23 protein-coding genes are annotated in these 25095 nt (G+C 65.4%); 9 read left to right on the top strand and 14 right to left on the bottom strand.

Annotation, left to right across the window (positions count from 1 at the left end; translation table 11 throughout):
• Nucleotides 1–64 precede the first annotated feature (64 nt).
• From V0R59_RS19310 to V0R59_RS19330, 5 genes are read left to right on the top strand one after another with little or no spacing between them, the layout of a single operon-like run.
• A complete protein-coding gene (locus V0R59_RS19310; protein WP_330076276.1) occupies nucleotides 65–1138 on the top strand; it encodes an ATP-NAD kinase family protein in 1074 nt (357 codons plus the stop codon).
• Nucleotides 1119–2093 carry a thiamine pyrophosphate-dependent dehydrogenase E1 component subunit alpha gene (locus V0R59_RS19315; RefSeq protein ID WP_330076275.1) on the top strand — a complete coding sequence of 325 codons (975 nt, stop codon included), beginning with the start codon at nucleotides 1119–1121 and terminating at the stop codon, nucleotides 2091–2093. The genes V0R59_RS19310 and V0R59_RS19315 overlap by 20 nt, the downstream gene beginning before the upstream one ends.
• Before the next feature lie 26 nt (nucleotides 2094–2119).
• On the top strand, nucleotides 2120–3139 hold the full coding sequence (locus V0R59_RS19320) for an alpha-ketoacid dehydrogenase subunit beta (protein ID WP_330076274.1): 1020 nt from the start codon (nucleotides 2120–2122) through the stop codon (nucleotides 3137–3139).
• Nucleotides 3136–4248, top strand: coding sequence for an acetoin dehydrogenase dihydrolipoyllysine-residue acetyltransferase subunit (locus V0R59_RS19325; RefSeq protein WP_330076273.1), 1113 nt, complete (start codon nucleotides 3136–3138; stop codon nucleotides 4246–4248). The genes V0R59_RS19320 and V0R59_RS19325 overlap by 4 nt, the downstream gene beginning before the upstream one ends.
• A 34-nt stretch (nucleotides 4249–4282) precedes the next feature.
• Nucleotides 4283–5341: a 2,3-butanediol dehydrogenase gene (locus tag V0R59_RS19330; protein WP_330076342.1), complete on the top strand. Its 1059-nt coding sequence runs from the start codon at nucleotides 4283–4285 to the stop codon at nucleotides 5339–5341.
• 29 nt (nucleotides 5342–5370) lie between these two features.
• Here V0R59_RS19330 and V0R59_RS19335 read toward each other — a convergent pair whose 3' ends face one another.
• Nucleotides 5371–6144, bottom strand: a complete 774-nt coding sequence (locus V0R59_RS19335; RefSeq protein WP_330076272.1) for a hypothetical protein — start codon at nucleotides 6142–6144, stop codon at nucleotides 5371–5373.
• Nucleotides 6145–6358: 214 nt separating this feature from the next.
• On the opposite strand from V0R59_RS19335, the gene V0R59_RS19340 reads away from it, so the two are divergent.
• From V0R59_RS19340 to V0R59_RS19350, 3 genes are read left to right on the top strand one after another with little or no spacing between them, the layout of a single operon-like run.
• A complete protein-coding gene (locus V0R59_RS19340; protein ID WP_330076271.1) occupies nucleotides 6359–7525 on the top strand; it encodes a hypothetical protein in 1167 nt (388 codons plus the stop codon).
• Nucleotides 7522–8070 (top strand): adenylyl-sulfate kinase, encoded by a 549-nt coding sequence (locus tag V0R59_RS19345; RefSeq protein WP_330076270.1) that lies wholly within the window; start codon nucleotides 7522–7524, stop codon nucleotides 8068–8070. The genes V0R59_RS19340 and V0R59_RS19345 overlap by 4 nt, the downstream gene beginning before the upstream one ends.
• A complete protein-coding gene (locus tag V0R59_RS19350; protein WP_330076269.1) occupies nucleotides 8067–8816 on the top strand; it encodes a class I SAM-dependent methyltransferase in 750 nt (249 codons plus the stop codon). Before V0R59_RS19345 ends, V0R59_RS19350 begins: the two co-directional genes overlap by 4 nt.
• A gap of 103 nt (nucleotides 8817–8919) precedes the next feature.
• On the opposite strand, the gene V0R59_RS19355 is transcribed toward V0R59_RS19350, so the two are convergent.
• The 7 genes from V0R59_RS19355 to V0R59_RS19385 form a co-directional block, all read right to left on the bottom strand.
• Complete coding sequence (locus V0R59_RS19355) at nucleotides 8920–10311, bottom strand: amino acid permease (RefSeq protein WP_330076268.1); 1392 nt, start codon at nucleotides 10309–10311, stop codon at nucleotides 8920–8922.
• Nucleotides 10312–10375: 64 nt separating this feature from the next.
• Nucleotides 10376–10723 carry a RidA family protein gene (locus tag V0R59_RS19360; protein WP_330076267.1) on the bottom strand — a complete coding sequence of 116 codons (348 nt, stop codon included), beginning with the start codon at nucleotides 10721–10723 and terminating at the stop codon, nucleotides 10376–10378.
• A gap of 30 nt (nucleotides 10724–10753) precedes the next feature.
• Nucleotides 10754–11470 (bottom strand): ABC transporter ATP-binding protein, encoded by a 717-nt coding sequence (locus V0R59_RS19365; protein ID WP_330076266.1) that lies wholly within the window; start codon nucleotides 11468–11470, stop codon nucleotides 10754–10756.
• Nucleotides 11467–12240, bottom strand: coding sequence for an ABC transporter ATP-binding protein (locus tag V0R59_RS19370; protein WP_330076265.1), 774 nt, complete (start codon nucleotides 12238–12240; stop codon nucleotides 11467–11469). The genes V0R59_RS19365 and V0R59_RS19370 overlap by 4 nt, the downstream gene beginning before the upstream one ends.
• Nucleotides 12237–13484 (bottom strand): ABC transporter permease subunit, encoded by a 1248-nt coding sequence (locus tag V0R59_RS19375; protein WP_330076264.1) that lies wholly within the window; start codon nucleotides 13482–13484, stop codon nucleotides 12237–12239. Before V0R59_RS19375 ends, V0R59_RS19370 begins: the two co-directional genes overlap by 4 nt.
• Before the next feature lie 9 nt (nucleotides 13485–13493).
• Nucleotides 13494–14432, bottom strand: a complete 939-nt coding sequence (locus V0R59_RS19380; protein WP_330076263.1) for a branched-chain amino acid ABC transporter permease — start codon at nucleotides 14430–14432, stop codon at nucleotides 13494–13496.
• Between the two features lie 134 nt (nucleotides 14433–14566).
• A complete protein-coding gene (locus V0R59_RS19385) occupies nucleotides 14567–15706 on the bottom strand; it encodes a branched-chain amino acid ABC transporter substrate-binding protein (protein ID WP_330076262.1) in 1140 nt (379 codons plus the stop codon).
• Between the two features lie 380 nt (nucleotides 15707–16086).
• On the opposite strand from V0R59_RS19385, the gene V0R59_RS19390 reads away from it, so the two are divergent.
• Nucleotides 16087–16812: a FadR/GntR family transcriptional regulator gene (locus V0R59_RS19390; RefSeq protein ID WP_330076261.1), complete on the top strand. Its 726-nt coding sequence runs from the start codon at nucleotides 16087–16089 to the stop codon at nucleotides 16810–16812.
• Nucleotides 16813–16929: 117 nt separating this feature from the next.
• Here V0R59_RS19390 and V0R59_RS19395 read toward each other — a convergent pair whose 3' ends face one another.
• The 6 genes from V0R59_RS19395 to V0R59_RS19420 all read right to left on the bottom strand — a co-directional run bounded on the left by V0R59_RS19395 (nucleotide 16930) and on the right by V0R59_RS19420 (nucleotide 25079).
• Nucleotides 16930–18378, bottom strand: a complete 1449-nt coding sequence (locus V0R59_RS19395; protein WP_330078300.1) for an NAD-dependent succinate-semialdehyde dehydrogenase — start codon at nucleotides 18376–18378, stop codon at nucleotides 16930–16932.
• Nucleotides 18379–18441: 63 nt separating this feature from the next.
• Nucleotides 18442–20127 carry a thiamine pyrophosphate-binding protein gene (locus tag V0R59_RS19400; RefSeq protein WP_330078299.1) on the bottom strand — a complete coding sequence of 562 codons (1686 nt, stop codon included), beginning with the start codon at nucleotides 20125–20127 and terminating at the stop codon, nucleotides 18442–18444.
• 25 nt (nucleotides 20128–20152) lie between these two features.
• Nucleotides 20153–21349 carry an NAD(P)/FAD-dependent oxidoreductase gene (locus V0R59_RS19405; protein WP_330078298.1) on the bottom strand — a complete coding sequence of 399 codons (1197 nt, stop codon included), beginning with the start codon at nucleotides 21347–21349 and terminating at the stop codon, nucleotides 20153–20155.
• 26 nt (nucleotides 21350–21375) lie between these two features.
• A complete protein-coding gene (locus tag V0R59_RS19410) occupies nucleotides 21376–22188 on the bottom strand; it encodes an NAD-dependent epimerase/dehydratase family protein (protein WP_330078297.1) in 813 nt (270 codons plus the stop codon).
• 22 nt (nucleotides 22189–22210) lie between these two features.
• A complete protein-coding gene (locus V0R59_RS19415) occupies nucleotides 22211–23413 on the bottom strand; it encodes a pyridoxal phosphate-dependent aminotransferase (RefSeq protein ID WP_330078296.1) in 1203 nt (400 codons plus the stop codon).
• Between the two features lies 1 nt (nucleotide 23414).
• On the bottom strand, nucleotides 23415–25079 hold the full coding sequence (locus V0R59_RS19420; protein ID WP_330078295.1) for a hydantoinase B/oxoprolinase family protein: 1665 nt from the start codon (nucleotides 25077–25079) through the stop codon (nucleotides 23415–23417).
• Between the last annotated feature and the right edge of the window lie 16 nt (nucleotides 25080–25095).

Genomic DNA, 25095 nt, shown 5'->3' on the forward strand with positions numbered 1-25095 from the left:
TTGCTCCTACCCCTCCCGACACCGGGCCCCGTCCCGCACCCACAACAACAATCAGAGGTGCGCCATGCTCACTCCCGCCCTGCGGATCGGCATCATCGCCAACCCTGCCTCGGGCCGCGACCTGCGGCGCCTGACCGCCAATGCCGGGCTGACCTCCAGCACCGACAAGGCCGCCGTGGTCCAGCGCCTGCTCGGGGCCTTCGGCGCCACCGGCATCGACGAGGTGCTGATGCCGCCGGACATGACCGGCATCGCCGCCGCCGTGCTCAAGGCCAGCAGCGGCCGCCACGCCCGCGACAGCCGCTGGCCACGCCTGGAGTTCCTCGACATGCCCCTGCGCCAGAGCGTCGAGGACACCCGCCTGGCCGCGCGGATGCTGGCTGAACGCGGGGTGAACCTGGTCGCCGTGCTCGGGGGCGACGGCACGCACAAGGCGGTGGCCGCCGAAATCGGCGACATCCCCCTGCTGTGCCTGTCCACCGGCACCAACAACGCCTTCCCGGAACTGCGCGAGGCCACCGGCGCCGGGCTGGTCGGCGGGCTCTATGCCAGTGGCCGGATTCCCGCGGACATCGCCCTGCGCCGCAACAAGCGCCTGCGCGTACGCCTGCCGTCCCGGGGCATCGACGAGATCGCCCTGGTGGAAGTCGCGGTTTCACCGCTGACCTTCACCGGCGCCCGCGCCATCAGCCGCGCCGAGGACATCGCCGAGATCCACGCCGCCTTCGCCGAACCCCATGCCATCGGCCTGTCGTCGCTGTGCGGGCTGTGGAACCCGGTATCGCGGCGCAGCCCGCGCGGCAGCTGGCTGCGCCTCTCGCCGGAGGCCGACGAAGCCCTGCTCGCCCCGCTCGCCCCAGGCCTGCTGCAAGCCTGCGGCATTGTCGCCAGCGGCAGCCTCGAACCCGGCGTGGCCCGGCGGCCGCTGCTGGCCGCCGGCACCCTGGCCCTGGACGGCGAACGGGAGATCGAGTTCGCCGCCAGCGACCACCCCAGCATCACCCTCGAACTTGACGGCCCGCTGAGCATCGACGTCGAGGCCGCCCTGGCCTACGCCGCTCGTCATCGCCTGCTGGCCGTCACCGGCAACACCGTGAACCACCCAGGAGAACAAGAAAATGTCCACGCTATCGACTGAACGACTGCTGCATGCCTGGCGCGTGATGCGCACCATCCGCGCCTTCGAGGAACGCCTGCACGTGGAGTTCGCCACCGGCGAGATCCCCGGCTTCGTCCACCTGTATGCCGGCGAAGAGGCTTCCGCCGCCGGGGTCATGGCCCACCTCGACGACGAGGACTGCATCGCCTCGACCCACCGCGGACACGGCCACTGCATTGCCAAGGGCGTCGACGTGTACGGGATGATGGCCGAGATCTACGGCAAGAAGACCGGGGTCTGCCAGGGCAAGGGCGGCTCCATGCATATCGCCGACCTGTCCAAGGGCATGCTCGGTGCCAACGGCATCGTCGGCGCCGGCGCCCCGCTGGCCGCAGGCGCCGCGCTGGCGGCCAAGCTCAAGGGCAGCAAGGCGGTGGCGGTGGCCTTCTTCGGCGACGGCGGCTCCAACGAGGGCGCGGTGTTCGAGGCGATGAACCTGGCCTCGGTGTGGAGCCTGCCGTGCATCTTCATCGCCGAGAACAACGGCTACGCCGAGGCCACGGCGTCGAACTGGTCGGTGGCCTGCGACCATATCGCCGACCGCGCCGCCGGCTTCGGCATGCCCGGGGTGACGGTGGACGGCTTCGATTTCTTCGCCGTGCATGAAGCCGCCGGCGCCGCCATCGAGCGCGCCCGCGCCGGCGAAGGGCCGTCGCTGATCGAGGTCAAGCTGACCCGCTACTACGGCCACTTCGAGGGCGACGCGCAGACCTACCGCCACCCCGACGAGGTCAAGCATTACCGGGAAACCCGCGACTGCCTGATGCAGTTCCGTGAGCGCACCGTGCGCGCCGGCCTGCTCCAGGCGGCCGCGCTGGACGCCATCGATGCCGAGGTGGAAGCCAGCATCGAGGACGCCGTGCGGCGCGCCAAGTCCGATCCCAAGCCCTCCCCGGCCGACCTGCTGAGCGACGTCTACGTCGCCTATCCCTGAATCCATAACAAGAAAGGACCGCCATCATGGCTAGAAAGATCAGTTACCAGCAGGCCATCAACGAAGCCCTGGCCCAGGAAATGCGCCGCGACCAGACCGTGTTCATCATGGGCGAGGACAATGCCGGCGGCGCCGGCGCACCCGGCGAGGACGACGCCTGGGGCGGCGTGCTCGGGGTCACCAAGGGCCTGTACCACCAGTTTCCCGGCCGCGTGCTGGACACGCCGTTGTCCGAGATCGGCTACGTCGGCGCCGCGGTCGGTGCCGCCACCCGCGGCCTGCGTCCGGTGTGCGAGCTGATGTTCGTCGACTTCGCCGGCTGCTGCCTGGACCAGATCCTCAACCAGGCCGCCAAGTTCCGCTACATGTTCGGCGGCAAGGCGGTCACCCCGCTGGTGATCCGCACCATGGTCGGCGCCGGCCTGCGCGCCGCCGCCCAGCACTCGCAGATGCTCACCGCGCTATGGACCCATATCCCCGGGCTCAAGGTGGTCTGCCCGTCCTCGCCCTACGATGCCAAGGGCCTGCTGATCCAGGCGATCCGCGACAACGACCCGGTGATCTTCTGCGAGCACAAGCTGCTCTACTCGATGCAGGGCGAAGTGCCGGAAGAGCTCTACACCGTGCCCTTCGGCGAGGCCAACTTCCTCCGTGACGGCGACGACGTGACCCTGGTGACCTACGGGCGCATGGTCCACCTGGCCATGGACGCCGCCGCCAGCCTGGCGCGCCAGGGCGTGTCCTGCGAGGTGCTGGACCTGCGCACCACCAGCCCGCTGGACGCCGACAGCATCCTCGAAAGCGTGGAAAAGACCGGCCACCTGGTGGTCATCGACGAAGCCAACCCGCGCTGCTCCCTGGCCACCGACATTGCCGCGCTGGTCGCCGAGCAGGCCTTCCATGCCCTCAAGGGCCCGATCCGCCAGGTCACCGCGCCGCATACACCGGTGCCGTTCTCCGATGCCCTGGAAGACCTGTACATCCCCAGCGCGGCGAAGATCGAGGCCACGGTGCTGGAACTGCTGCACGGGAGGAAGGTGGCATGAGCCGGATCCATACCCTGACCATGCCCAAGTGGGGCCTGTCGATGACCGAGGGGCGCGTCGATACCTGGCTCAAGCAGGACGGCGACCTGATCGAGAAAGGCGACGCGGTGCTGGATGTCGAGACCGACAAGATCAGCAGCAGCGTCGAGGCACCCTTCTCCGGGGTGCTGCGGCGCCAGGTGGCGCGGGAGGACGAGACCCTGCCGGTGGGGGCGCTGCTCGGCGTGGTGGTCGAAGGCGAAGCCCGCGACGAAGACATCGATGCCGTGGTCGAGCGTTTCCAGGCCGAGTTCGTCGCCGACGGCGGTGGCGAGGCCGATAGCGGGCCGCTGCCGCAGAAGATCGAGCTGGACGGCCGCGTGCTGCGCTACTTCGAGCGTGGCGAAGGCGGCGTGCCGCTGGTGCTGATCCACGGCTTCGGCGGCGACCTCAACAACTGGCTGTTCAACCACGAGGCGCTGGCGGCCGGGCGCCGGGTCATCGCCCTGGACCTGCCCGGCCATGGCGAATCGGGCAAGGTCCTGGCCCGGGGCGACCTGGACGAACTGAGCGGCGCGGTACTCGGCCTGCTCGACCACCTGGACATCGCCCAGGCGCACCTGGCCGGGCACTCCATGGGCGGCGCCGTGGCCCTCGATACCGCGCGCCTGGCGCCACGGCGGGTGCGTTCGCTGAGCCTGCTGGCCAGCGCCGGGCTGGGGGCGGAGATCAACGGCGATTACCTGCAAGGCTTCGTCGAGGCCGGCAACCGCAACTCCCTCAAGCCGCAACTGGTGCAACTGTTCTCCGACCCGGCGCTGGTCAACCGGCAGATGCTTGAGGACATGCTCAAGTACAAGCGCCTGGAAGGGGTGGACAGCGCCCTGCGCCAGTTGGCCGGGACGCTGTTCGCAGGCGGCCGGCAGCAGGTCGACCTGCGCCCTGTCGTCGAGGCCGGCGAGCATCCGGTGCTGGTGATCTGGGGAGAGGCGGACGCGATCATTCCCGCCCGCCACGCCGAGGGCCTGCCCGCCGAAGTCCACGTGCTGCCCAGGCAGGCGCACATGCTGCAACTGGAAGACGCCGAGGCGGTCAACGCCCTGCTGCTGGCCTTCCTCGCACGCCACTGAACAGGAGAACAGCATGACCATCACTTCCAACAGCATGCGCGCGGCGGTCTGGCACGGGCGCAACGATATCCGCGTGGAAAGCGTGCCGCTGCCGGGCGATCCAGCCCCCGGCTGGGTGCAGATCCGCGTGCACTGGTGCGGCATCTGCGGCTCCGACCTGCACGAGTTCGTCGCCGGCCCGGTGTTCATCCCGGTGGAGGCCCCGCACCCGCTCACCGGGATCAAGGGCCAGTGCATCCTCGGCCACGAGTTCTGCGGCGAAATCGTCAAGCTCGGCGCCGGGGTCGAGGGCTTCAGCGCCGGCGAGGTGGTGGCCGCCGACGCCTGCCAGCACTGCGGCACCTGCTACTACTGCCGCACCGGGCTGTACAACATCTGCGAGAACCTGGCCTTCACCGGCCTGATGAACAACGGCGCCTTCGCCGAGTGGGTCAACGTCCCGGCCAACCTGCTGTACAAGCTGCCGGCGGACTTCCCGGCCGAGGCCGGGGCGCTGATCGAACCGCTGGCGGTGGGCATGCACGCGGTGAAGAAGGCCGGCAACCTGCTGGGGCGCAACGTGGTGGTGGTCGGGGCCGGCACCATCGGCCTGTGCACCATCATGTGCGCCAAGGCTGCCGGCGCGGCGCGGGTGATCGCCCTGGAGATGTCCTCGGCGCGCAAGGCCAAGGCCTGGGAGGTGGGCGCCAGCCATGTGCTGGACCCGAACGAATGCGATGTGCTGGAAGAGATCCGCAACCTCACCAACGGCCTGGGTGCCGATGTCAGCTTCGAGTGCATCGGCAACAAGCACACCGCCAAGCTGGCCATCGATGCCATCCGCAAGGCCGGCACCTGCGTGCTGGTGGGCATCTTCGAGGAAGCCAGCTCGTTCAACTTCTTCGAGGTGGTGGCGACCGAGAAGCAGGTGATCGGCTCGCTGGCCTACAACGGCGAATTCGCCGACGTGATCGCCTTCATCGCCGACGGCCGCCTGGACATCGCGCCGCTGGTGACCGGGCGGATCGGGCTGGAGCAGATCGTCGAGCGAGGGTTCGAGGAGCTGGTGAACAACAAGGAGCACAATGTGAAGATCATTGTTTCACCCATGTAACCGCATCGAGGCCGGTGTCGACGCCAGCGTCATCGGGCCTGGCGCGAGCGCAGCAAGGTCGCCAGCCCGACCGTCAGGACCACCGCCAGCGCAACGGCGAGGAAGAAGGTCAACGCGATCCCCAGGTGATCGAGCAAATGCCCGATGACCAGATAGAACGCGATCACCCCGACCCCGCCGATGGCGTTGCCGCGGATCATCCCGGCCATGGAATAGCGGCCGCCCTGGACATGGGAGAACACCACCAGCGGCCAGGCGATCACCGGGATCGGTGCGAGCATGCCGCTCACTGCCGGGCCGAGCCACTGCGCGGTCCCGGTGGTGAGCATGAGCAGGCTGGTGGCGGCGACCATGCGCAGGGGGATTTCCCACCAGCGCGGCTTGATCTGCGCCAACTGCGCCGGCCGCGCCTCGCGCCCGGTGGCCCATACCAGCAGCGCCACCAGGCACAGGGCGACGCCGATGGCCAGCGGCAAGCCCGCCCAATGGGTGAGGACGTACGCCGCGATCCCATAGCATCCCAGCGACACCAGCACCGTGGGCACGATACCGACCCGGCGACTGCTGAACAGGTAGCAGGCATAACTCGCCTGCACCGCCGCCAGCCCACCCAGCGCGCCGGGTACCGCATTCACGGCGAACCCGCTGCCCTGCTCCAGGCACAGGAACACCATGACCAGCGCCGAGGTGATCGGCATGCCCGAGAGCAGCCCGCCGAGCAGCCCGCCCCAGCGTCGCGAGGCAAGGGAAACAGCCCACATCAGCAGCGGTGTGACGATGAGCTTGAGGTAGAAAAGCGTCATGAGAAACAAGGTTCCGGTTGTGCTCTGGAGGCGTGTGAGGCGATTGCGCAGACGGCGATACTACACAATCGACAAACTGCGGATTTCCACTTTTTCCACGCCGACAACAGGCGCCCCAGAGTGATGGCAGATTGGCTGGAGCGCGTGATAGCATCGCCCGATTGCCTGTGATTGAAATAATACTTTTGACGCCCAGGAAGGCTGCCGACGCGCAATGCTTGCCATGAAAAACATTTATCTGATCAACAACGTATTGAATGGCGGGAAAACGTATCTTGAATACCTCCTGCCCCCTCTGAATGCACTTCGACATAAATATAACTGTGTCGTACTTCATACAAAGACTACCGGACTGAGCAAACAGGACGCCGAACAGGTCCTGGATTATCCGGTTGAAGAAATCGAACTGGAATATATTGCGGAACTGAAGTCGCAGGTCATCATCTCGAATGACGCCTTTATTGGACGGGCGCTGGATGAATCGAACTTCGCGGTGTTCATCTCCCATGGCAATGTCGGCATGCCCATCGCCGACAAGCATTATGCCTCCAGCCTGATGGCGCTTTTCGATGCCATCGTTTCTCCTTCCCGATCGTTCTTCTGCCTGCTGCAGAAAGGCATGCAGCTTTATCGGCAGGACAGACACAATGGCCTGTCCTTTTCCCTGAAGACGATCCGCTCGGACCTGCGCAAGACCACGGCAATCTCGACCCTGCCGGTGAAAATCCCCGAAGTCCTGAGCGCGCCACCCGCCTTTGAGCGCAGCCCCGACAAGTATGTCGTGGGCATACTGCCGACCCAGAAAGGCATCTGCCCGAGCGGCGCCTCGCTCTTCGAAAACATGGTCGAAGTCATCAACGCAGTGAAGACCCAGGTGCCCCACGCCAGCATTCTCCTGCGTCCCTACATGACCGACTTCGAACATCCCTATATTGCGGAGATGTGCGAGAAGCTCGGCGAGTATCCGTGGATTACCATCGACACCACCAAGGGTCGCAGCGAAGACTTCTACCGCAAGTGCGACACGATCATTACCGATGCGTCGAGCGGCGGCGTTTCGTTCATGCTCAATACCTGCAGGCTGCCCATCTACTACGTGCCGTCCTGCAGTGAAACCCACCCCATCGTGCATGCCTGGCTGCAGCAGATGGGCAACCTGCTGCCCATCGCCAGGAACGGCGACGAACTCCGGGAGTTGCTGCACGGCTTCGAGTTGCTGCCGCCCGACCAGCACTATGCGCTGTACAAGGCATTCTACGAGTCGGAATTCGGCGGCTTCCGCCACCCCGAGGAAGTCTTCCTGGACCTGGTGGAAAAACAGCACGATTCCGAATTCCGCTACTTTGCGATGAACGCTGCCGGCGAGGTCGAGGCCAGATGAGTGCCGGCTTCAGCGGGCAGGTGGTGTGGATCACCGGGCTTTCGGGGGCGGGCAAGTCGACCCTGGCCCGGGACTTCACCGCCAGGCTGCGCCACCAGGGCCACTCGGTGGTCATGCTCGACGGCGATGAACTGCGCGACGTGTTCGGCACGACGGCCAACCACCCGCAGAGCTACGAGAGAAGCGGACGCCTGGCGCTGGCCATGCAGTACGCGCAGTTGTGCCGGGTCATCGCGGCCCAGGGGCATATCGTGGTGATCGCGACGATTTCGCTGTTCCGCGAGATCCATGCCTGGAACCGCGCTCATCTGCCAGGTTACTTCGAGGTGTACCTGAAGGTCCCGGTGGAGGAACTGCGCCGCCGCGACCCCAAGGGCATCTACCGGCGCTTCGATGCCGGCGAGCTGAGCAACGTCGCAGGGCTCGACGTACCGATAGACGAACCGCGCATGGCGGAGTGGGTGGCGGAATTCGATCCCCGGCACACGGCAATGACATTGACCGACGACTTGCTGCACCGATTCATAAAAGGGAAATCAGTATGAAAACCGAATGGGATTACACCGTCCTGGCTGACGCTTACCTGAAGCGTCCCGACTACGCCGACGCGGCGATCGATGCCATGGTGTCCATCGCCGGCGCCAGCAAGGGCGAGCGCTTCTGCGATGTCGGCGCAGGTGTCGCCCACCTGACCTTGATGCTGGCCGCACGCGGCATGGACGTGGTGGCCGTGGAGCCCAACGATGCCATGCGTGCCAACGGCATCAAGCGCACCCTCGACCTGGGCAACGTCGCCTGGCACGAAGGCACTGGCGAAGCCACCGGGCAAGCCGACCAAGCGTTCGACATGGTCACCTTCGGCAGCTCCTTCAATGTCTGCGATCGCCAGCAAGCCCTCAAGGAAACGGCGCGGATCCTCAAGCCGCGCGGCTGGTTCGCCTGCATGTGGAACCACCGCAATCTGGATGACCCGATCCAGGCCCGCATCGAAGCCATCATCAAGGAGCGCGTGCCGGGCTACGCCTACGGTACGCGCCGTGAAGACCAGAGCGCCGCCATCGATGCTTCCGGGCTGTTCGGCGCGGTTGTCCACCTCGATGCCCGCGTCACCCACCAGCAGTCGATCGAGGAATGCCTGGAGGCCTGGCGCTCCCACGCAACGCTGCAGCGTCAGGCCGGCGCCGCATTCCCCGAGGTGATCAGCGCCATCGAGGACTATCTGCAGAGCCTGGGCAGCGCCTCGATCCAGATTCCGTACTCGACCAATATCTGGATGGCCCGGTTGAAGTAACACCGGTAGCCGGCCCTGGCCAAGGAAGGCTGGGGCTCGACCGCCTCGAACACCCCGGCGGGTTGGCGCAATGCTGCCGCAACAGATGCCCGGGACCTTATACCTAGCGCTGCAAAACACGCGTTCCCTGGCGCGGTATCCACTGCCGCGTCAGGTACACCAGCACGATGAAGGTCGTCACCCCGCCAGTCATCAGTGCCTCGTAGCGATAGGCATCACTGAACAACATGTACCCCAGCACCAGCAGGATGCTGCCGATCACCAGCCAGGTCAGCCAGGGGAACAGCCACATCCTGAACTCAGGTTGCCGGCCCTCCCGCTCGGCCCGTGCCCGCATGCGCAGTTGCGAAACGGCGATCACCAGGTAGACCAGCAAGGCGATGGAGCCCGTGGTCGACAACAGGAAGCTGAAGACCTTGCCCGGGAAGACGTAGTTGACGACGCACCCGGCAAAGCCCGCCAGGGTCGACAGAAGCACGGCCACCACCGGCACGCCATTGGCGGACACGCGCTTGACCAGAGGCAGCGCCTCGCCCCTCGCGCCCAGCGAATAGAGCATGCGCGAGGCCGTGTAGAGCCCGGAGTTCATGCAACTGGTGACGGCCACTAGGACCACCAGGTCGACCACCAGTTTCGCGCCGGGCACGTTGAGCACTTCCAGTACGCGCTGGAACGAGCCCACCGCCTTCAGGCCCGGATCGTTCCAGGCCACCAGCGAGACCACCAGGAAGATCGAGGCCAGGTAGAAGATCGCGATGCGGTACACCACCAGGTTGGTGGCGCGGCGGATCTTGGCCTGCGGGTTGGAGGTTTCGTCTGCGGCGATGGTGACGATCTCGGCGCCGAAGAACGAGAAGATGGTGATCAGCACCCCGCCCAGCACGGTCCCGAAACCATTGGGCATGAACCCGCCATTGGCCCACAGGTGGCTGACGCCGGAAACCTCGGCCAGGGGCCAGGCGCCGAAGACCGCCAGGCAACCGATGACGATGAAGGCGATGATGGCGACCACCTTGACCAGCGCGAACCAGAACTCGAACTCGCCGAAGTTCTTCACACTGACCAGGTTGCTGCAAGCCAGCGCGCCCATGATCAGAAAGGCGAACAGCCAGGACGGCACGGCCGGAAACCAGGCATGCAGGATGTCGGCGCCGGCGATGGCTTCCACGGGGATGATCAGCACCCAGAACCACCAGTACAGCCAGCCGATGCTGAAGCCGGCCCAGGGCCCGATGGCCTGGCCGGCATAGGTCGAGAACGAACCGCTGTCGGGGTTGGCCACCGCCATTTCGCCGAGCATGCGCATCACCAGCAGGACCAGCAGGCCGGTCATGGCATAGGAGATGAGAATGGCCGGGCCGGCGGAGGCGATGGCGTTGGAAGAGCCGATGAACAAGCCGGCGCCGATGATGCCGGCGATGGAGATCATGGACACCTGACGGGAAGTCAGGCCGTGTTGCAGGGAGCCTTGTTTTTCTTCTGGATACGACGTCATCTGAAACCTTCAATCCACTTCGCCGCCGCACGAACGGCGGCGAGATAAAGCCAATACCGTCCCGTCAGGTCGCGGCGGTAACGATGATTTCCACCAGCATGCCGGGCCTGGTCATGCGTGCCTGGCCGGTGGAGCGCGCCGGGGCGTGGGCCTTGTCGACCCAGGTGTCCCAGACCTGGTTGACCTCGTCGAAGTCGCGCAGGTCGTCCAGCCACAGCATCACGTTGAGGATCCGGCGTTTGTCGGTGCCGGCCTGGGCCAGCAGCTCGTCGATCTTGCCCAGCACTTCGCGGGTCTGCGCCGCAGCCGAGGTGCCTGGCGTGCCCACCTGGCCGGTCAGGTAGACCACACCGTTGTGCTTCACCCCATGGTGGATCCGGGTATCGAATCCGTAGCGTTCAATGTCACTCACAGCACACCCTCTTCATTGGATTACGCCCCCTCATTCGCCGAGGTAGGCCTTCTGCACCTGCTCGTCGTGCAGCAGGTCATGGCAATGGCCGGTCAGGGCGATGCGCCCGGAATCGATCACGTAGGCGCGGTCGCAGGTCTGCAGGGCCAGGCGGGCGTTCTGCTCCACCAGCAGCAGGGTCACGCCGCCCTTGACCACCTCGCGGATGGTTTCGAAGATCTTCTGCACGATGATCGGCGCCAGGCCCATGGACGGCTCGTCGAGCAGCAGCAACTTGGGCCGGCCCATCAGGGCGCGGGAGATGGCGAGCATCTGCTGCTCGCCACCGGACATGGTCCCGGCCAGTTGAAAGGCGCGCTCCTTGAGGCGCGGGAAGATGCCGTACATCCGCTCGATATCGACATTGATCGCGTCCTTGCCATCGCGCCGGGAAAAGGCACCCATTTCGAGGTTTTCATGGACCGTCAGCTTGGGAAAGATGCCCCGGCCTTCCGGTACCAGCGCCAAGCCTTCGCGGATCAGGTCGTAGGCCTTGATCGCCGAATGGGCCTTGCCGTCGAAGGTGATCTGTCCGGCACTCGGCGTCAGCAGGCCGGCGAGGGTCTTGAGGGTGGTGGTCTTGCCCGCGCCATTGGCACCGATCAGGGCGACCATCTCGCCTTCGCGGACCTTGAGGTCGATGCCCTTGATCGCCTGGATGGCACCGTAGGCCACCTTGAGCTCGTTCACTTCGAGAATGTTCTTCATGCCACTACCTCCGCACCGAGATAAGCCTCGATGACCTTGGGGTCCTTCTGCACGTCGGCCGGCAGGCCGTCGGCGATCTTGCGCCCGAATTCCAGCACCGTGACGTGGTCGCACAGGCCCATCACCAGCTTCACGTCATGCTCGATGAGCAGCACGGTCTTGCCGTCCGCCTGCATCTTGCACATCAGCTTGCGCAGCCCCTCGGTCTCCGAGGCATTCATGCCGGCCGCCGGCTCGTCGAGGGCGATCAGCTTGGGCTCGGTGGCCAGGGCCCGGGCGATTTCCAGGCGACGCTGGTCGCCATAGGACAGGTTCTTCGCCAGCTCGCTGCCCAGGTGAGCGATACCGACGTAGTCCAGCCAGTAGCGAGCGGCCTGGCGGATCTCGCGCTCTTCACGCACGCAGGCCGCAGTGCGCAGGATCGCGCCGAACACCCCGCTGCGGGTGCGCACATGCCGGCCGATCATCACGTTCTCCAGCGCGGTCATGTTGTGGAACAGGCGAATGTTCTGGAAGGTCCGCGAGATGCCGGCTTCCACCACCTTGTCCGGCTTGCTGATGCGCAGCGGCTTGCCGTCGAACATCACCTTGCCCTGCTCGGCCTGGTACAGGCCGGTGAGCACGTTGAACAGGGTGGTCTTGCCGGCGCCATTGGGGCCGAGCAGGCCACGGATCTCGCCGCGACGGATCTTCAGGTCGATCCCGTGCAGCGCCTGCAGGCCGCCGAAGAACTTGCTCACCTGATGCAGTTCGAGAAGGATGTCGCTCATGCCTTGTCCGCCTCTTTGGCCGGGTATTCGAAGGACGCTTCGCTGGCCGGCGCCTGTACGGACGTGCTCAGCGCGGCCGGTACGGGCGCAGGTTCAGGGTCGGCGTCATGCAGCTCGGCACGACGGCGGTCGGACGGCCACAGGCCTTCGGGACGGAAGCGCATGACCAGGATCAGGGCAAAACCGAACACCAGCATGCGCAGGGTCGAGGCATCCAGCACGTTGCGCAGGATGTCGCGGCTGACGAAGGTGACGTTGTCCATGACCCACGGCTGGATCCAGTTGACCAGGTCGCGGAACAGCTCGGGCATCACCGACAGGATGAGCGCCCCCAGCACCACGCCACGGATCGAGCCCATGCCGCCGAGCACCACCATGGCCAGGACCATGATCGACTCCATCAGGGTGAAGGACTCGGGGCTGACGAAGCCCTGGTAGCTGGAGAACAGCACGCCGGACACGCCACCGAACGTCGCGCCCATGGCAAACGCCAGCAGCTTGAGGTTGCGCTTGTTCAGGCCCATGGCCTCGGCGGCCACTTCGTCTTCGCGCAGGGCCATCCAGGCGCGACCGATGCGCGATACTTCGAGGCGCTTGGACAGGACGATGCAGAGAATCACGATGAACAGGAAGAACAGGTAGTAGCTGATCACCGGCGAGACGTTGAGACCGAACAGGCTCCAGCTTTCCTGCAACGACAGTACCGCCGTCGCGCCCTCGCCTGGCGCGTGGCTCCAGGCGCCGAAGTCCAGGTGCAGCGGGGCGATGTTGCTGATGCCCTGCGGACCATTGGTGAGGTTCACCGGCTGGTCGAGGTTGTTCATGAAGATGCGGATGATCTCGCCGAAGCCGAGGGTGACAATCGCCAGGTAATCGCCACGCAGTTTCAGCACCGGCGCGCCGATCAGCACGCCGCAGATCGCTGCGGCCACCGCCGCCAGCGGGATGATCACCCATAGCGGCCAGTCCAGCACGCCAGCGGCCAGGCCGGCCATGTTCAGGTGCGGCGAGGCCAGCAAGGCGTACAGGTAGGCACCGATGGCGTAGAAGCCGATGTAGCCCATGTCCAGCAGGCCGGCGTAGCCGATCACGATGTTCAGTCCCAGCGCCAGCAGCACGTAGAGCATGGCGAAACCGAGGATGCGTACCCAGGTCGGACCGAGCATGGGAATGGCCTCGACCAGGAACGGCAAGGCGATGAAACCGAGGATCAGCAGCAGGTATTGAGTCTTGTGATTGTTCATGACGCCCCCTCAGGCCCGGTCGGCCTGGCGTTCGCCAAGCAGGCCGTTGGGCCGGAACAGCAGCACGAGGATCAACACCGCGAAGGCGAAGATGTCCTGGTAGTTGGCACCGAGGAAACCACCGGTGATCTGTCCGGTGTAGCCCGCCGCCAGGGATTCGATCAGCCCCAGCAACAGGCCGCCGGCCATGGCACCAAAGAGGTTGCCGATGCCGCCCAGCACCGCCGCAGAGAAGGCTTTGAGCCCCAATAGCAGGCCCATGTAGGCATCGGCCTGGCCGTAGTTGATGGCACGCATCACCCCGGCGATGGCGCCGAGGCTCGCGCCGATCAGGAAGGTCGCGGAAATCACCCGGTTGATATTGATGCCCATCAGACCGGCCACTTCCTGGTTCTGCGCGGTGGCGCGCATGGCCTTGCCCAGGCGGGTCTTGTCCACCAGCAGCCACAGGCCGAGCATGATCACCACCGAGATCAGCATGATCGACACCTGCACGTTGGTCAGGGTCGCGCCGAGGATATCCACCGGTTGTGTCTCGACCACTTCGGGAAAGGTCTTGTAGCCACGCCCCCAGATCATCATCGCCAGGTTCTGCAGGGCGATGGAGATACCGATGGCGAGGATCAGCGGCGTCAGCCGCGGCGCCTTGCGCAGCGGCCGATAGGCATACTTTTCCATGCCCTGAGCGAGCAGCATGCAGACCACCGCCGCAGCCATGATCGCCAGCAGCAAGGTGACGATGCCTGGGGCGAAACCGGCGCCGGCAAGCATGGTCAACACTGAAATGGTGACCATGGCGCCAACCATCACCACCTCGCCATGGGCGAAGTTGATCAGGCCGATGATGCCGTAGACCATGGTGTAGCCCAGCGCGACCAAGGCGTAGATGCTGCCCAGCACCAGGCCGTTGAGGACCTGCTGCAACAAAATATCGAAATTACCGTCCACGAGCTGAATCCTCGAAACTGCATTGACGTCGACGCGCGAAGGGTTTGCCCGCGCGAGCGACTGGCCTGGCAGGTGGGAAAAATCTTCTTGTTATGCGGCGGGCCTCGCGGGCCCGCTTGTTATTGGGGTGAAGCTCAGTTGCGCTCGACCGACAGGGTTTTCCAGCCGCCGTCGGCGAACTGGAACACGGTGGCGGCAGGGCTTTTCAGGTTGCCCTTGTCGTCGAAGGCGATGGTGCCGGTGACGCCTTCGTAGCTCTCGCTCTTGAGTACTGGCAGGTAGGTCTTGGGATCGGCGGAACCGGCCTTGACCATGGCGTTGATCGCCGCCCAGGTGGCGTCGTAGGCAGCAGGCGAGGACTGCACCACACCAACGCCGAACTTGTCCTTGAGCTTCTGCTCGAAGGCCGCGCCCTTGGGCATGTCCAGCAGCGGCGTGCCGTAGTTCCAGGCGTAGACGCCGTCGGCGGCGCTGCCGGCCATCTGCTTGAAGGAGTCGTTGGGCAGGTTGCCGATGTTCATGAAGCGCGCCTTGAGGCCAAGGTTCTTCATCTGCTTGGCCATGGGCGCAGCCTGGTAGTCCAGAGCGGCGAAGAACACCGCGTCGGCCTTCTGCGCCTTGGCCGTGGTGAGGATGGCGTTGAAGTCGGTGGACTTGTCGTTGGTGTACTCGCGCACCACAACGTTGCCGCCCGCGGCCTTGACCGCCTTGGTCACCTCGTCGGCCAGGCCCTGGCCGTAGGCGGTGCGGTCATCGAAGATGGCGATGCGCTTGGCTTCCAGCTTGCTGACCAGGTAATTGCCGGCGTAGCGGCCGAGGGTGGCGTCATCGTTGACCACGCGGAACACCGACGGGATGCCTTGCTGGGTGAGGGTCGGGTTGGTGGCCGACGGGGAAATCTGCGGGATGCCGGCGGCGGCGTAGATCTTCGAGGCCGGGATGCTGGTGCCGGAGTTGTAGTGACCGATCACCACCGCCACTTTCGAGTCCACCAGGCGCTGGGCCACGGCGGTGCCGGTACGCGGGTCGGCGACATCGTCCTCGGAGACCAGCTTGAACTCGGCCACCTGGCCACCAATCTTCAGTTGCTGCTGGTTGGCTTCATCGATGGCGATCTGGATGCCGTGCTCGACATCCTGCCCCTGGTGTGCCGAAGGCCCGGTGAGAGGGCCGGCGAAACCGATCCTGACCACCTCCGCTTGCGCGGTCCCCATGGCCATGAACAACGTTACCGCGGTCGCTAGGGCTGTACGCCCGCCGATATTCTTTTTCATTTTTCAGCTCCCAGTAGTGGTCGGACGAACCAGCGAGAAACAGGGCAAGCCATCGGGGGTGCACGCAAGCAGACCGAGCACCTCGTCATCGCTTACCGCTCGCGATTGGCCAGAACGCCATCGCACTTGTAAGATAACAGTCAGCAGGCAACTGTCAATGGGTGTATGCTTGGGAAAAATGTAAAAAAGCCTGGCGAGCAGACGAAGCGGACCAGGCCGCAAATCGGCTGTCGCCACCTGCCTGGTCAGATGTTTGATAACATATGGCCACACAATTACCGCTGGTTGGCTACGGATCCCGACCGCATGGGGCTTACGGGCTGCGCATGACCTGGCGGAGAATCAACCGTGATGAGCCAATCAGTTTCAGGAGCAATTCGATGAATGCGTCGTTAGGTACGCGCCGCGCCAATCTGGCGGAAACCGTGATCCAGGAGCTGTCCAGCCGGATCGACAATGGCACTTACCGCCCGGGCGACAAGCTGCCGTCCGAGCAGGAGCTGTGCAAGGAATTCGGGGTGAGCCGCCCGGTGATCCGCGAGGCTGTCGCCTCGTTGCGCCTGGGTGGACGCCTGATCGCCCGCCAGGGTGTCGGTGTGTTCGTAGTCGAGCAGGATGTGAAGCGCATCGGCTTCGCCATCGACAGCGTGGTCGATGATGTACGCGCGGCGGCGCATATTCTCGAATTGCGCCTGGGCATCGAGACCGAATCGGTGGCCCGCGCAGCCGAGCGCCGCAGCCCGACCAGCATGGCGCAGATCACCGAGGCCTTCGACCGCTTCAATGCCCTGGATGGGGCGAGCCTGGAGGAGGAAGCCAAGGCCGACTTCGAATTCCACCTGGCGATTGCCCGGGCCACCAACAACCCGCACTTCACCCAGCTGCTCGAAGCCCTGGGGCCGGACATCATCCTTGACCTCAACCTCAAGCATGGCCAGGTGACGGGCAAGAACCGCCAGACCCATATCAAGAAGATCGGCCGCGAGCATGGCGCGATCCTCTCGGCGATCACCATGGGCGATGTGAGTGGCGCGCGCACGGCGCTGCGCAAGCACCTGGAAGAGAGTTTGTCGCGGTATCAGCGGGTGCTTGATAGCAAGAATTGAGGTTGCCTGTACTCGGACCTGTGGGAGCGGGTTCACCCGCGATTGCAGTAGTGGAATCACCGACTCAATCGCGGGTGAACCCGCTCCCACAGGGTACGCGTCAAGCCGAACGGTTTTTCACAACCCCAGGCAGACGTACTTGATCTCCAGGTAATCCTCGATCCCGTACCGCGACCCTTCCCGCCCCAGCCCCGAAGCCTTGACCCCACCAAAGGGCGCCACCTCGGTCGCCACCACACCGACATTGACCCCGACCATCCCGTACTCTAGCGCCTCGGACACCCGCCAGATCCGCCCTACATCCCGCGCATACAGGTAGCAGGCCAGGCCGAACTCGGTGTTGTTGGCTTCGGCGATCACCTCTTCCTCGCTGGCGAAACGGAAGATCGGCGCCACCGGCCCGAAGATCTCCTCCCGCGCCACGCGCATTTCCGGCGTTACATCCGCCAGCAAGGTCGGCTCGAAGAACGCCTCACCCAGGGCATGCCGGCGACCACCGGCCACCACCCGCGCCCCGGCCTCCACCGCCTCGCCGACCATGCGCTCGACCCCGGTGGCCGCGCGCCCGTCGATCATCGGTCCGACCTGCGTACCCGGCTGGTCACCCTCGCCCACCACCAACTCATTCACCCGCTCGGCGAAGCGCTGGAGGAAGCGCTCGTAGATGCCGTCCTGGATATAGAAACGGTTGGCACAAACGCAGGTCTGCCCGCTGTTGCGGAACTTGGCGATCAGCGCGCCCTCCACCGCCTTCTCCAGGTCGGCATCGTCGAAGACGATAAAGGGCGCATTGCCGCCCAGCTCCATGGTGACCTTCTTCACCGTCGCCGCGCACTGCTGCAGCAACTGGATGCCGATCGGCGTCGAACCGGTAAAGGACAGCTTGCGCACCACCGGGCTGGCGGTCAGCTCGCCACCGATGGCCGCCGAATCCCCGGTCACCACGCTGAGCACGCCCGGCGGAATCCCCGCCCGCTCCGCCAGCACGCACAGCGCCAGGGCACTGAACGGTGTCTGCGACGCCGGCTTGAGCACCAGGGTGCAGCCCGCCGCCAAGGCCGGCGCAGCCTTGCGGGTGATCATCGCCGAGGGGAAGTTCCACGGCGTGATCGCCGCGCAGACACCGATCGGCTCCTTGGTCACCAGCAGGCGGCGGTCGGAATTCGGCGACGGAATCACGTCGCCGTAGATGCGCTTGCCCTCTTCGGCATAGAACTCCAGGTAGGCCGCCGCGAAGGCGATCTCGCCACGGGATTCGGCCAGGGGCTTGCCCTGCTCGGCGGTCATGATCCGCGCCAGGTCTTCCTGGTGAGCCATGATCTCGCGGAACCAGGCTTGCAGGCGCGCCGCCCGCTCCTTGGCGGTCAGCGCACGCCAGGCCGGCAGGGCACGCTCGGCGGCGACGATGGCGCGACGGGTCTCTTCGGCACCCATGCGCGGCACATGCCCCAGTACCTCGCCATTGGCCGGATTGGTCACGGCAATGCGCTGGCCGCTGTCGGCCGCCAGCCATTGCCCGTCGATATAGCAACACTCACGCAGCAGGTCGTGATCGGCAAGTTTCATGTCGATTGGCTCGTTCGAAAAAGGGAAAAAGGTGGGGCCATACCGCGCCCCACCCGAGGTCAATCAGCGCGCGGACTGCATCGCCTTCTCGCGGATCTGGCTGAGGGTCATGCGCGGGGTCAGGGCTTCCGGATCCACCTGGATCTCGATCAGCGCCGCCTTGCCCGAGGCCTGGCAACGCTCGAAGGCGCCGGCGAAGTCCTCGGTACGGGTCACGGTTTCGCCATGCAGGCCGTAGGCCCGGGCCAGGGCAGCGAAGTCCGGATTGTGCAACTCAGTGCCGGAGACCCGGCCCGGGTAGCTGCGCTCCTGGTGCATGCGGATGGTGCCGTACATGCCGTTGTTGATCACGATGGTGATCACCCGGGCGTCGTAGTGCGCCGCCGTGGCCAGTTCCTGGCCGTTCATCATGAAGCAACCGTCACCGGCGAAGGCGATCACCGTGCGCTGCGGACAGGTCAGCTTGGCTGCCACCGCCGCCGGCACGCCATAGCCCATGGAACCGTTGGTCGGGCCCAGCAGGGTGCGGAAGACCCGGTGCTGGTAGCCACGATGCACCCAGCCGGTGTAGTTGCCGGCGCCGCAGGTAAGGATGCTGTCGGCCGGCAGGGTCTTGTTCAGCCAGGCGATCACTTCGCTCATCTGCACATCGCCGGGCGAGCGCGGGGTGTCGAAGTTGCCGCGATATCCGCCATTGAGGCTGGCTACCCAGTCGCTGAATGCCGCCGGACGCACGGCCGGCAAGGCTGCGGCCTGGGCCAGGAAGCTGGCCGGGCCGGCGTTGATGCCCAGGGTCGGCTGGTAGACCCGGCCGATTTCCTCGGCGCTGGCATGCACATGCACCAGGGCCTGCCTGGGCGTCGGGATATCCACCAGGGCGTAGCCACCGGTGGTCATTTCGCCGAGGCGGGCACCGACTACGATCAGCAGGTCGGAGCCTTTCACCGCCTCCACCAGCGCCGGACCAGCCGCCAGGCCGAGATCGCCGGCATAGTGCGGATCGGTGTTGTCGAACAGGTCCTGGCAGCGAAACGAGGCCGCCAGCGGCAAGTTCTGCACCTCGACGAAGCGCTTGAGGTCGGCCACCGCCTCAGCATTCCAGCCACCGCCACCGGCGATCACCAGCGGCTTGCCGGCCTTGCCGATCAGCGCCTGCAACTCGGCCAGCGCTGCCGGAGCCGGTGCCGCTTCAACGCGCTGCGCCGGACGGGCATCAGCCACCGAGACCAGATCGGTCAGCATGTCTTCCGGCAATGCCACCACCACCGGACCCGGGCGCCCGCTGATGGCGCGCTGGAAGGCCTGGTTGACCAGCTCGGGAATCCGCGCCGCGTCATCGATCTGCACCACCCACTTGGCCATCTGGCCGAACATGCGCCGGTAGTCCACTTCCTGGAAGGCCTCGCGCTCGATCTGGTCGCGGGCCACCTGGCCGATGAACAGGATCATCGGCGTGGAATCCTGGAATGCGGTGTGCACCCCCACCGAGGCATTGGTCGCACCCGGTCCGCGGGTCACCATGCAGATCCCCGGCTTGCCGGTGAGCTTGCCGTAGGCCTCGGCCATGTAGGCCGCCCCGCCCTCCTGGCGACAGACGATCAGCTCGATCTCGTCCTGCACGTCATGCAGCGCATCGAGCACCGCCAGGTAGCTTTCGCCAGGCACGCAGAAGGCGCGCTCGACCCCGTTGACCCGCAAGGCATCGACCAGCACCTGGCCGCCGCTGCGTACTGCTGTGTTGTCACTCATTGTTGTTCTCCTTCAGGCGGCGCGCTCAGATGACCGAGTCTTCGAGGAACGGCTTGTTGTCGATGACCCGCTGGTAGGACAGCGCACCCAGGTCCAGCGAGCGATAGCCGCCATAGGTGATCAGTTCGGAAAGACCGCGTCCGATGGCCGGCGCCTGCTGCAGGCCATGGCCGCTGAAGCCGTTGCAGAACAGGAAGTTGCTCACTTCGTTGTGCGGGCCGACGATGGCGTTGTGATCGAGCACGCAGAAGTCGTAGTGCCCGGCCCAGAAGTTCACCACCTTGATGCCCTCGAACGCCGGCACGCGCTCGGCAAGGATCGGCCAGACCTCTTCGTCGAACTCGTCGTGCATCACGTCGAAGTCCTCGAAATCCACTTCCGGATCGTTTTTCGGGTAGGTACCGCCGAGGTAGAACTGCCCTTCAGGACGGAAGAACACGCCGGTCGGATCGATGGTCAGCGGCACCGTGCCTTGCAGCGGGGTGCGGCAGTCGAAGACGAACAGCGAGCGACGGCGCGGCTCCACCGGAATATCCAGGCCAGCCATGCGGGCGATCCTGGTACCCCGGGTGCCGGCGCAGTTGACCAGCAGGCCACAGCCGATACGCTCGCCACTGGCCAGTTGCACAGCCGTGACGCGGTCGCCTTCGCGCTGGATGCCGACCACTTCGTTCTCGATGTATTCGATGCCCATCGACCGCGCCTTGCGCCGGAAGCCGTTGAGCATGCCGAGACTGTCGAACCAGCCCTCGCCGGTCTTGCCGTAGCTGGCGCCAGCCAGGGAGTCGATATTGACCCAGGGGAACTGCCGTGCCAGTTGCTCGGGGTCGAGCAGGTGCACGTCGGCGCCGTGGGACACCTGGGTGTCGTGCAGGCGGCGCAGCACCTCGTAGCCCTTGTCGTCGCCGAGGAACAGGTAGCCGTTCTCGTGGAAGGCCAGGTTGGGCTTGTCGCCATCCACCTCCATGACCTCGGGGAAGTTACGCACGAACTCGGCGCCGAACTTCGAGATCTCGATGTTGATCGGGTTGGAGAACTGCTGGCGGATCGAACTGCTGGAGAGCGCGGTGGCGGACTTGTTGTAGGTCCAGTCGCGCTCGATGACCAGCACAGAGCCCTTGAAGTCCGGGTTGTTGGCGAGGAAGTAGGCGGTGGAACTGCCATTCACCGCGCCACCGACGATCACCACATCGTAATTCTGTTGTTTAGCCGTGGAAGCCATGGTTCAGCACTCTTGGGATGTGGAGGTCATTTCGGGTCTTCGAAGTGCCCGGCGCCGGCAAAGTTGCCGCCATGGAAACGCGCTGCCGGCTCGTTCGGGTCCAGCGGCGGATGCTCGGCCAGGACCTTCTCGCGGTAGGCGTCGGCGCTGTCCTGCGGTACATAGCCGATGGACGAGGCCAGGCGGTTGTCCCACAGGCTTTCGCGGTTGGCCGACATGCCGTAGACGATCATGTGCCCGACCCGCGGCGCCAGCAGCGAGCGCTCGGTGAGCTGGGCGAAGTCGTCGAACGACAGCCAGGTGGCGAGCATGCGTCGGTCCAGCGGCTCGGGGAACGACGAGCCGATGCGCAGGTTGACCGACTCGATGCCGAACTTGTCCCAGTAGTAGCGGCCCAGGTCCTCGGCGAAGCACTTGCTCACGCCGTACAGGCTGTCCGGACGGTGGGCAGCAGTGGCATCGATGGTTTCGGTGCGGTCGTAGAAGCCGATGGCGTGGTTGGAACTGGTGTACACCACGCGCTTGACGCCATTGCGCCGTGCCGCTTCGTAGATGTTGTAGGTGCCGACGATATTGCCGTTGAGGATCCTGGCGAATGTGTCTTCCACCGGCACGCCACCGGCATGCACGATCGCGTCCACGCCCTCGGTCAGCGGCAGCACGTCGTCGAAGTTGCCCAGGTCGCAGCGGATCAGCTGTTCATGGGCCGCGGCCTGCCCCAGGTCGGCGATATCGGTCAGGCGCAGCTCGTCGGCGAAGGCCGCCAGGTGCTTGCGCAGCACCGAGCCGAGGCGCCCGGCGGCGCCGGTGATCAGCAGGCGTTTGAAGGGTTTGCTCATGGTTACCTCGAATTCCGATTAGTCAAACCAGGGCCGCGAAGGCATCGCGCAACTGCCCCAGGGCCTGTTCCAGTTCCTGCCGCGATGTGGCGAACGACAGCCGTACATAAGGTTCCAGACCGAATGCCGAACCCGGCACCGTGGCCACCTTGCCGACCCGCAGCAGGTAGGCCGAAAGGTCGGCGTCGTTGCCGATCACCTCGCCGTCCGGGGCGCGCTTGCCGATGAAGGCGGCGACGTTGGGGAAGGCATAGAAGGCGCCTTGCGGCATCTGTAGTTGCAGCCCGGGAATCTGCGCCAGTCCGCGCACCACCAGTTCGCCCCGTGCCTGGTACTCGCGGTTGGCCTCGCGGACGAAATCCTGCGGGCCGTTCAGCGCGGCCACGGCGGCCAGTTGCGAGATGCTCGACGGGCAGGTGGTGGTCTGCGACTGGGTCTTGTTCATCGCCACGATCAGGTTCTTCGGCCCGGCGGCGTAGCCCAGGCGGTAGCCGGTCATGGCATAGGCCTTGGACACGCCGTTGATCAACAGGGTGCGATCGCGCATCTGCGGGCACGCAGTGACGAAGGACACGAAGGGCTGGTCGCCGAGGACGATGTGTTCGTAGATCTCGTCGGAGATCACCAGCACATGTGGGTGACGCTCCAGCACCGCGCCGAGGGCGGCCAGTTCCTCGCGAGTGAAAATCGCACCGCTCGGGTTGTTCGGCGAATTGAGCATGACCCAGCGGGTGCGCGGGGTGATCGCGGCCTCCAGTTGCTCCGGCTTGAGCTTGAAGCCCTGGTCGGCATCGCACGGAATCACCCTCGGCACGCCGCCATTGAGCATGGCCATATCGGTGTAGGACACCCAGTACGGCGCCGGAGTGATGACCTCGTCGCCCGGTTCCAGCGTGGCGAGAAAGGCGTTGAACAGCAGTTGCTTGGCACCGTTGCCTACGCAGATCTCGTCGAGGCCGTAGACCAGGTCGTTCTCCCGGGCGAATTTGTCGACGATCGCCTGGCGCAGCGACTCCAGACCATTGGGCCCGGTGTAGTGGTTGTTGCCGGCGAGCATTGCCTGGTGGGCCGCCTCGATCACATGGGCCGGGACGTTGTAGTCCGGCTCGCCCAGGGCCAGGTTGATCACCGACTCGCCCTGGGCCAGCATCTGCTTGGCCAGGACCGACACCGCCATGCTTGGCGAGCTCTTCACCGCGCGCACGCGGCTGCTCTGGATCTCCATCTCAACGCTCCCCGCCGGCTTCGAAGCCGTAGTCGTCCCGTGCCTGTTCGGCGCTGATGTAGCCGAAGCGCAGATCGCGCTCGACCTGCTGGCGATCGCGCTGGCGCGGATCACCGTAGCCACCGCCACCGGGCAGCCGCAGGACCAGGCGCCGATCCGCCGGGACGAACTGCTGGCCCTTGCCGCGCAGCAGACTGCCGTCATCCAGGCCGACATAACCCGCCGCTCCCGGCTGGCCGCCTTCCAGGCCGCGGGCGGCGTACTGGATACGGTCGAACATGGCGCTGAAGCGGAAGCTGTAGCCCTCGGCCGCCGAGACCTCGATCTCCTGGCCCAGGCCGCCGCGCAGCAGGCCGGCGCCACCGGAACCCTCACGCAGCTCCTTGCGCCAGACCACCACCGGCCCGGCATGCTCGGTGGCTTCCACCGGCATGGTGTGCACACCGCTGGGGAAGGCCGTGGCGCTGAGGCCATCCATCGCCGAACGGGCACCCATGCCGCCGCTGTTGAACATCAGCATCTCGGCATTGCGACCGTTGGGGTTGCTTTCCAGCGGGCGCACGCTCAGATGCAGGTTCCACAGGGCACTGGCACCTTCGGCCGGTACCTTGCCCGGCAGGCACTTGTGCAGCGCGCCCAGTACCAGATCCGGGACGAAGTGGCCCAGCACATGGCGCACCGACACGGGTGCCGGATGCTTGGCATTGAGGATGCAGCCTTCCGGCGCGGTCACCTCGAAGGGCTCCAGGGATGCCGAGTTGTTGGGGATCTCCGGCGCGACGATGCACTTCAGGCCGTAGCAGGCGTAGGCCTTGGCGTAACCCAACGGCACGTTGATGCCGAACTGGCTCATGCCCGAAGTACCGGTGAAGTCGCTCTTGATCCCGTCCGGGCCGACGGTCAGAGTCACCGCCAGGGTGACCGGCACGTCGTAGCCGTCGAGGGTCATGCTGTTGCTGTAGGTGCCGTGGGGCAGCGACTTGAAGCATTCCAGGGTGGCGCGGCGACTGTGCTCCAGGATGAAGCTGCCGATATGCTCCAGATCGTCCAGCTGGAACTCTTCGAGCATGTCCAGCAGGCGCTTGTGGCCGGTCTCGTTGCACGCCGAGAGGGCGTAGAAGTCGCCAACCACGCGATCGTTCTCGCGCACGTTGTTGCGCAGGATATTGATCAGGTCGCGGTTGACCTTGCCGCGCTCGAACAGCTTCATGATCGGGATGAACAGGCCTTCCTCGTACACCTCGCGGGCATCCGGGCCGAAACCGCGACCACCGATATCGACCACGTGGGCGGTACTGGCGAAGTAGCCGATCAGGCGTCCCCTGTGGAAGGACGGCGAGACGATGGTGATGTCGTGCAGGTGCCCGGTGCCCTTCCACGGGTCGTTGGTCACGTAGACATCACCCTCGAAGATGTTGTCCTCGCCGATATCCTTGATGAAGTGCACCACCGCTTCGGCCATGGTGTTGACGTGCCCCGGCGTGCCGGTGACCGCTTGGGCGAGCATGTTGCCGGCACGGTCGAATACCCCGGCGGACAGGTCGCCCGCCTCGCGCACGCTGGTGGAGAAGGCGGTGCGGATCAGGGTCAGGGCCTGTTCTTCGACCACCGAGACCAGGCGGTTCCACATCACCTGCATTTGAATGTCGATCAATGTTTCGCTCATGGTGAATGCTTCCGAA

The sequence above is a fragment of the Pseudomonas ulcerans genome (assembly GCF_036324125.1).
GTDB lineage: Bacteria > Pseudomonadota > Gammaproteobacteria > Pseudomonadales > Pseudomonadaceae > Aquipseudomonas > Aquipseudomonas ulcerans.

What these genes read in the sequence shown, in the direction of transcription:
- V0R59_RS19390 (WP_330076261.1), top strand. Translation starts at nt 16,087, where the DNA reads ATGAATGCGTCGTTAGGTACGCGCCGCGCCAATCTGGCGGAAACCGTG.
- V0R59_RS19375 (WP_330076264.1), bottom strand. Translation starts at nt 13,484, where the DNA reads ATGAACAATCACAAGACTCAATACCTGCTGCTGATCCTCGGTTTCATC.
- V0R59_RS19415 (WP_330078296.1), bottom strand. Translation starts at nt 23,413, where the DNA reads ATGGAGATCCAGAGCAGCCGCGTGCGCGCGGTGAAGAGCTCGCCAAGC.
- V0R59_RS19370 (WP_330076265.1), bottom strand. Translation starts at nt 12,240, where the DNA reads ATGAGCGACATCCTTCTCGAACTGCATCAGGTGAGCAAGTTCTTCGGC.
- V0R59_RS19350 (WP_330076269.1), top strand. Translation starts at nt 8,067, where the DNA reads ATGAAAACCGAATGGGATTACACCGTCCTGGCTGACGCTTACCTGAAG.
- V0R59_RS19365 (WP_330076266.1), bottom strand. Translation starts at nt 11,470, where the DNA reads ATGAAGAACATTCTCGAAGTGAACGAGCTCAAGGTGGCCTACGGTGCC.
- V0R59_RS19420 (WP_330078295.1), bottom strand. Translation starts at nt 25,079, where the DNA reads ATGAGCGAAACATTGATCGACATTCAAATGCAGGTGATGTGGAACCGC.
- V0R59_RS19335 (WP_330076272.1), bottom strand. Translation starts at nt 6,144, where the DNA reads ATGACGCTTTTCTACCTCAAGCTCATCGTCACACCGCTGCTGATGTGG.
- V0R59_RS19330 (WP_330076342.1), top strand. Translation starts at nt 4,283, where the DNA reads ATGCGCGCGGCGGTCTGGCACGGGCGCAACGATATCCGCGTGGAAAGC.
- V0R59_RS19340 (WP_330076271.1), top strand. Translation starts at nt 6,359, where the DNA reads ATGCTTGCCATGAAAAACATTTATCTGATCAACAACGTATTGAATGGC.
- V0R59_RS19345 (WP_330076270.1), top strand. Translation starts at nt 7,522, where the DNA reads ATGAGTGCCGGCTTCAGCGGGCAGGTGGTGTGGATCACCGGGCTTTCG.
- V0R59_RS19405 (WP_330078298.1), bottom strand. Translation starts at nt 21,349, where the DNA reads ATGGCTTCCACGGCTAAACAACAGAATTACGATGTGGTGATCGTCGGT.
- V0R59_RS19310 (WP_330076276.1), top strand. Translation starts at nt 65, where the DNA reads ATGCTCACTCCCGCCCTGCGGATCGGCATCATCGCCAACCCTGCCTCG.
- V0R59_RS19400 (WP_330078299.1), bottom strand. Translation starts at nt 20,127, where the DNA reads ATGAGTGACAACACAGCAGTACGCAGCGGCGGCCAGGTGCTGGTCGAT.
- V0R59_RS19395 (WP_330078300.1), bottom strand. Translation starts at nt 18,378, where the DNA reads ATGAAACTTGCCGATCACGACCTGCTGCGTGAGTGTTGCTATATCGAC.
- V0R59_RS19325 (WP_330076273.1), top strand. Translation starts at nt 3,136, where the DNA reads ATGAGCCGGATCCATACCCTGACCATGCCCAAGTGGGGCCTGTCGATG.
- V0R59_RS19320 (WP_330076274.1), top strand. Translation starts at nt 2,120, where the DNA reads ATGGCTAGAAAGATCAGTTACCAGCAGGCCATCAACGAAGCCCTGGCC.
- V0R59_RS19355 (WP_330076268.1), bottom strand. Translation starts at nt 10,311, where the DNA reads ATGACGTCGTATCCAGAAGAAAAACAAGGCTCCCTGCAACACGGCCTG.
- V0R59_RS19385 (WP_330076262.1), bottom strand. Translation starts at nt 15,706, where the DNA reads ATGAAAAAGAATATCGGCGGGCGTACAGCCCTAGCGACCGCGGTAACG.
- V0R59_RS19410 (WP_330078297.1), bottom strand. Translation starts at nt 22,188, where the DNA reads ATGAGCAAACCCTTCAAACGCCTGCTGATCACCGGCGCCGCCGGGCGC.
- V0R59_RS19315 (WP_330076275.1), top strand. Translation starts at nt 1,119, where the DNA reads ATGTCCACGCTATCGACTGAACGACTGCTGCATGCCTGGCGCGTGATG.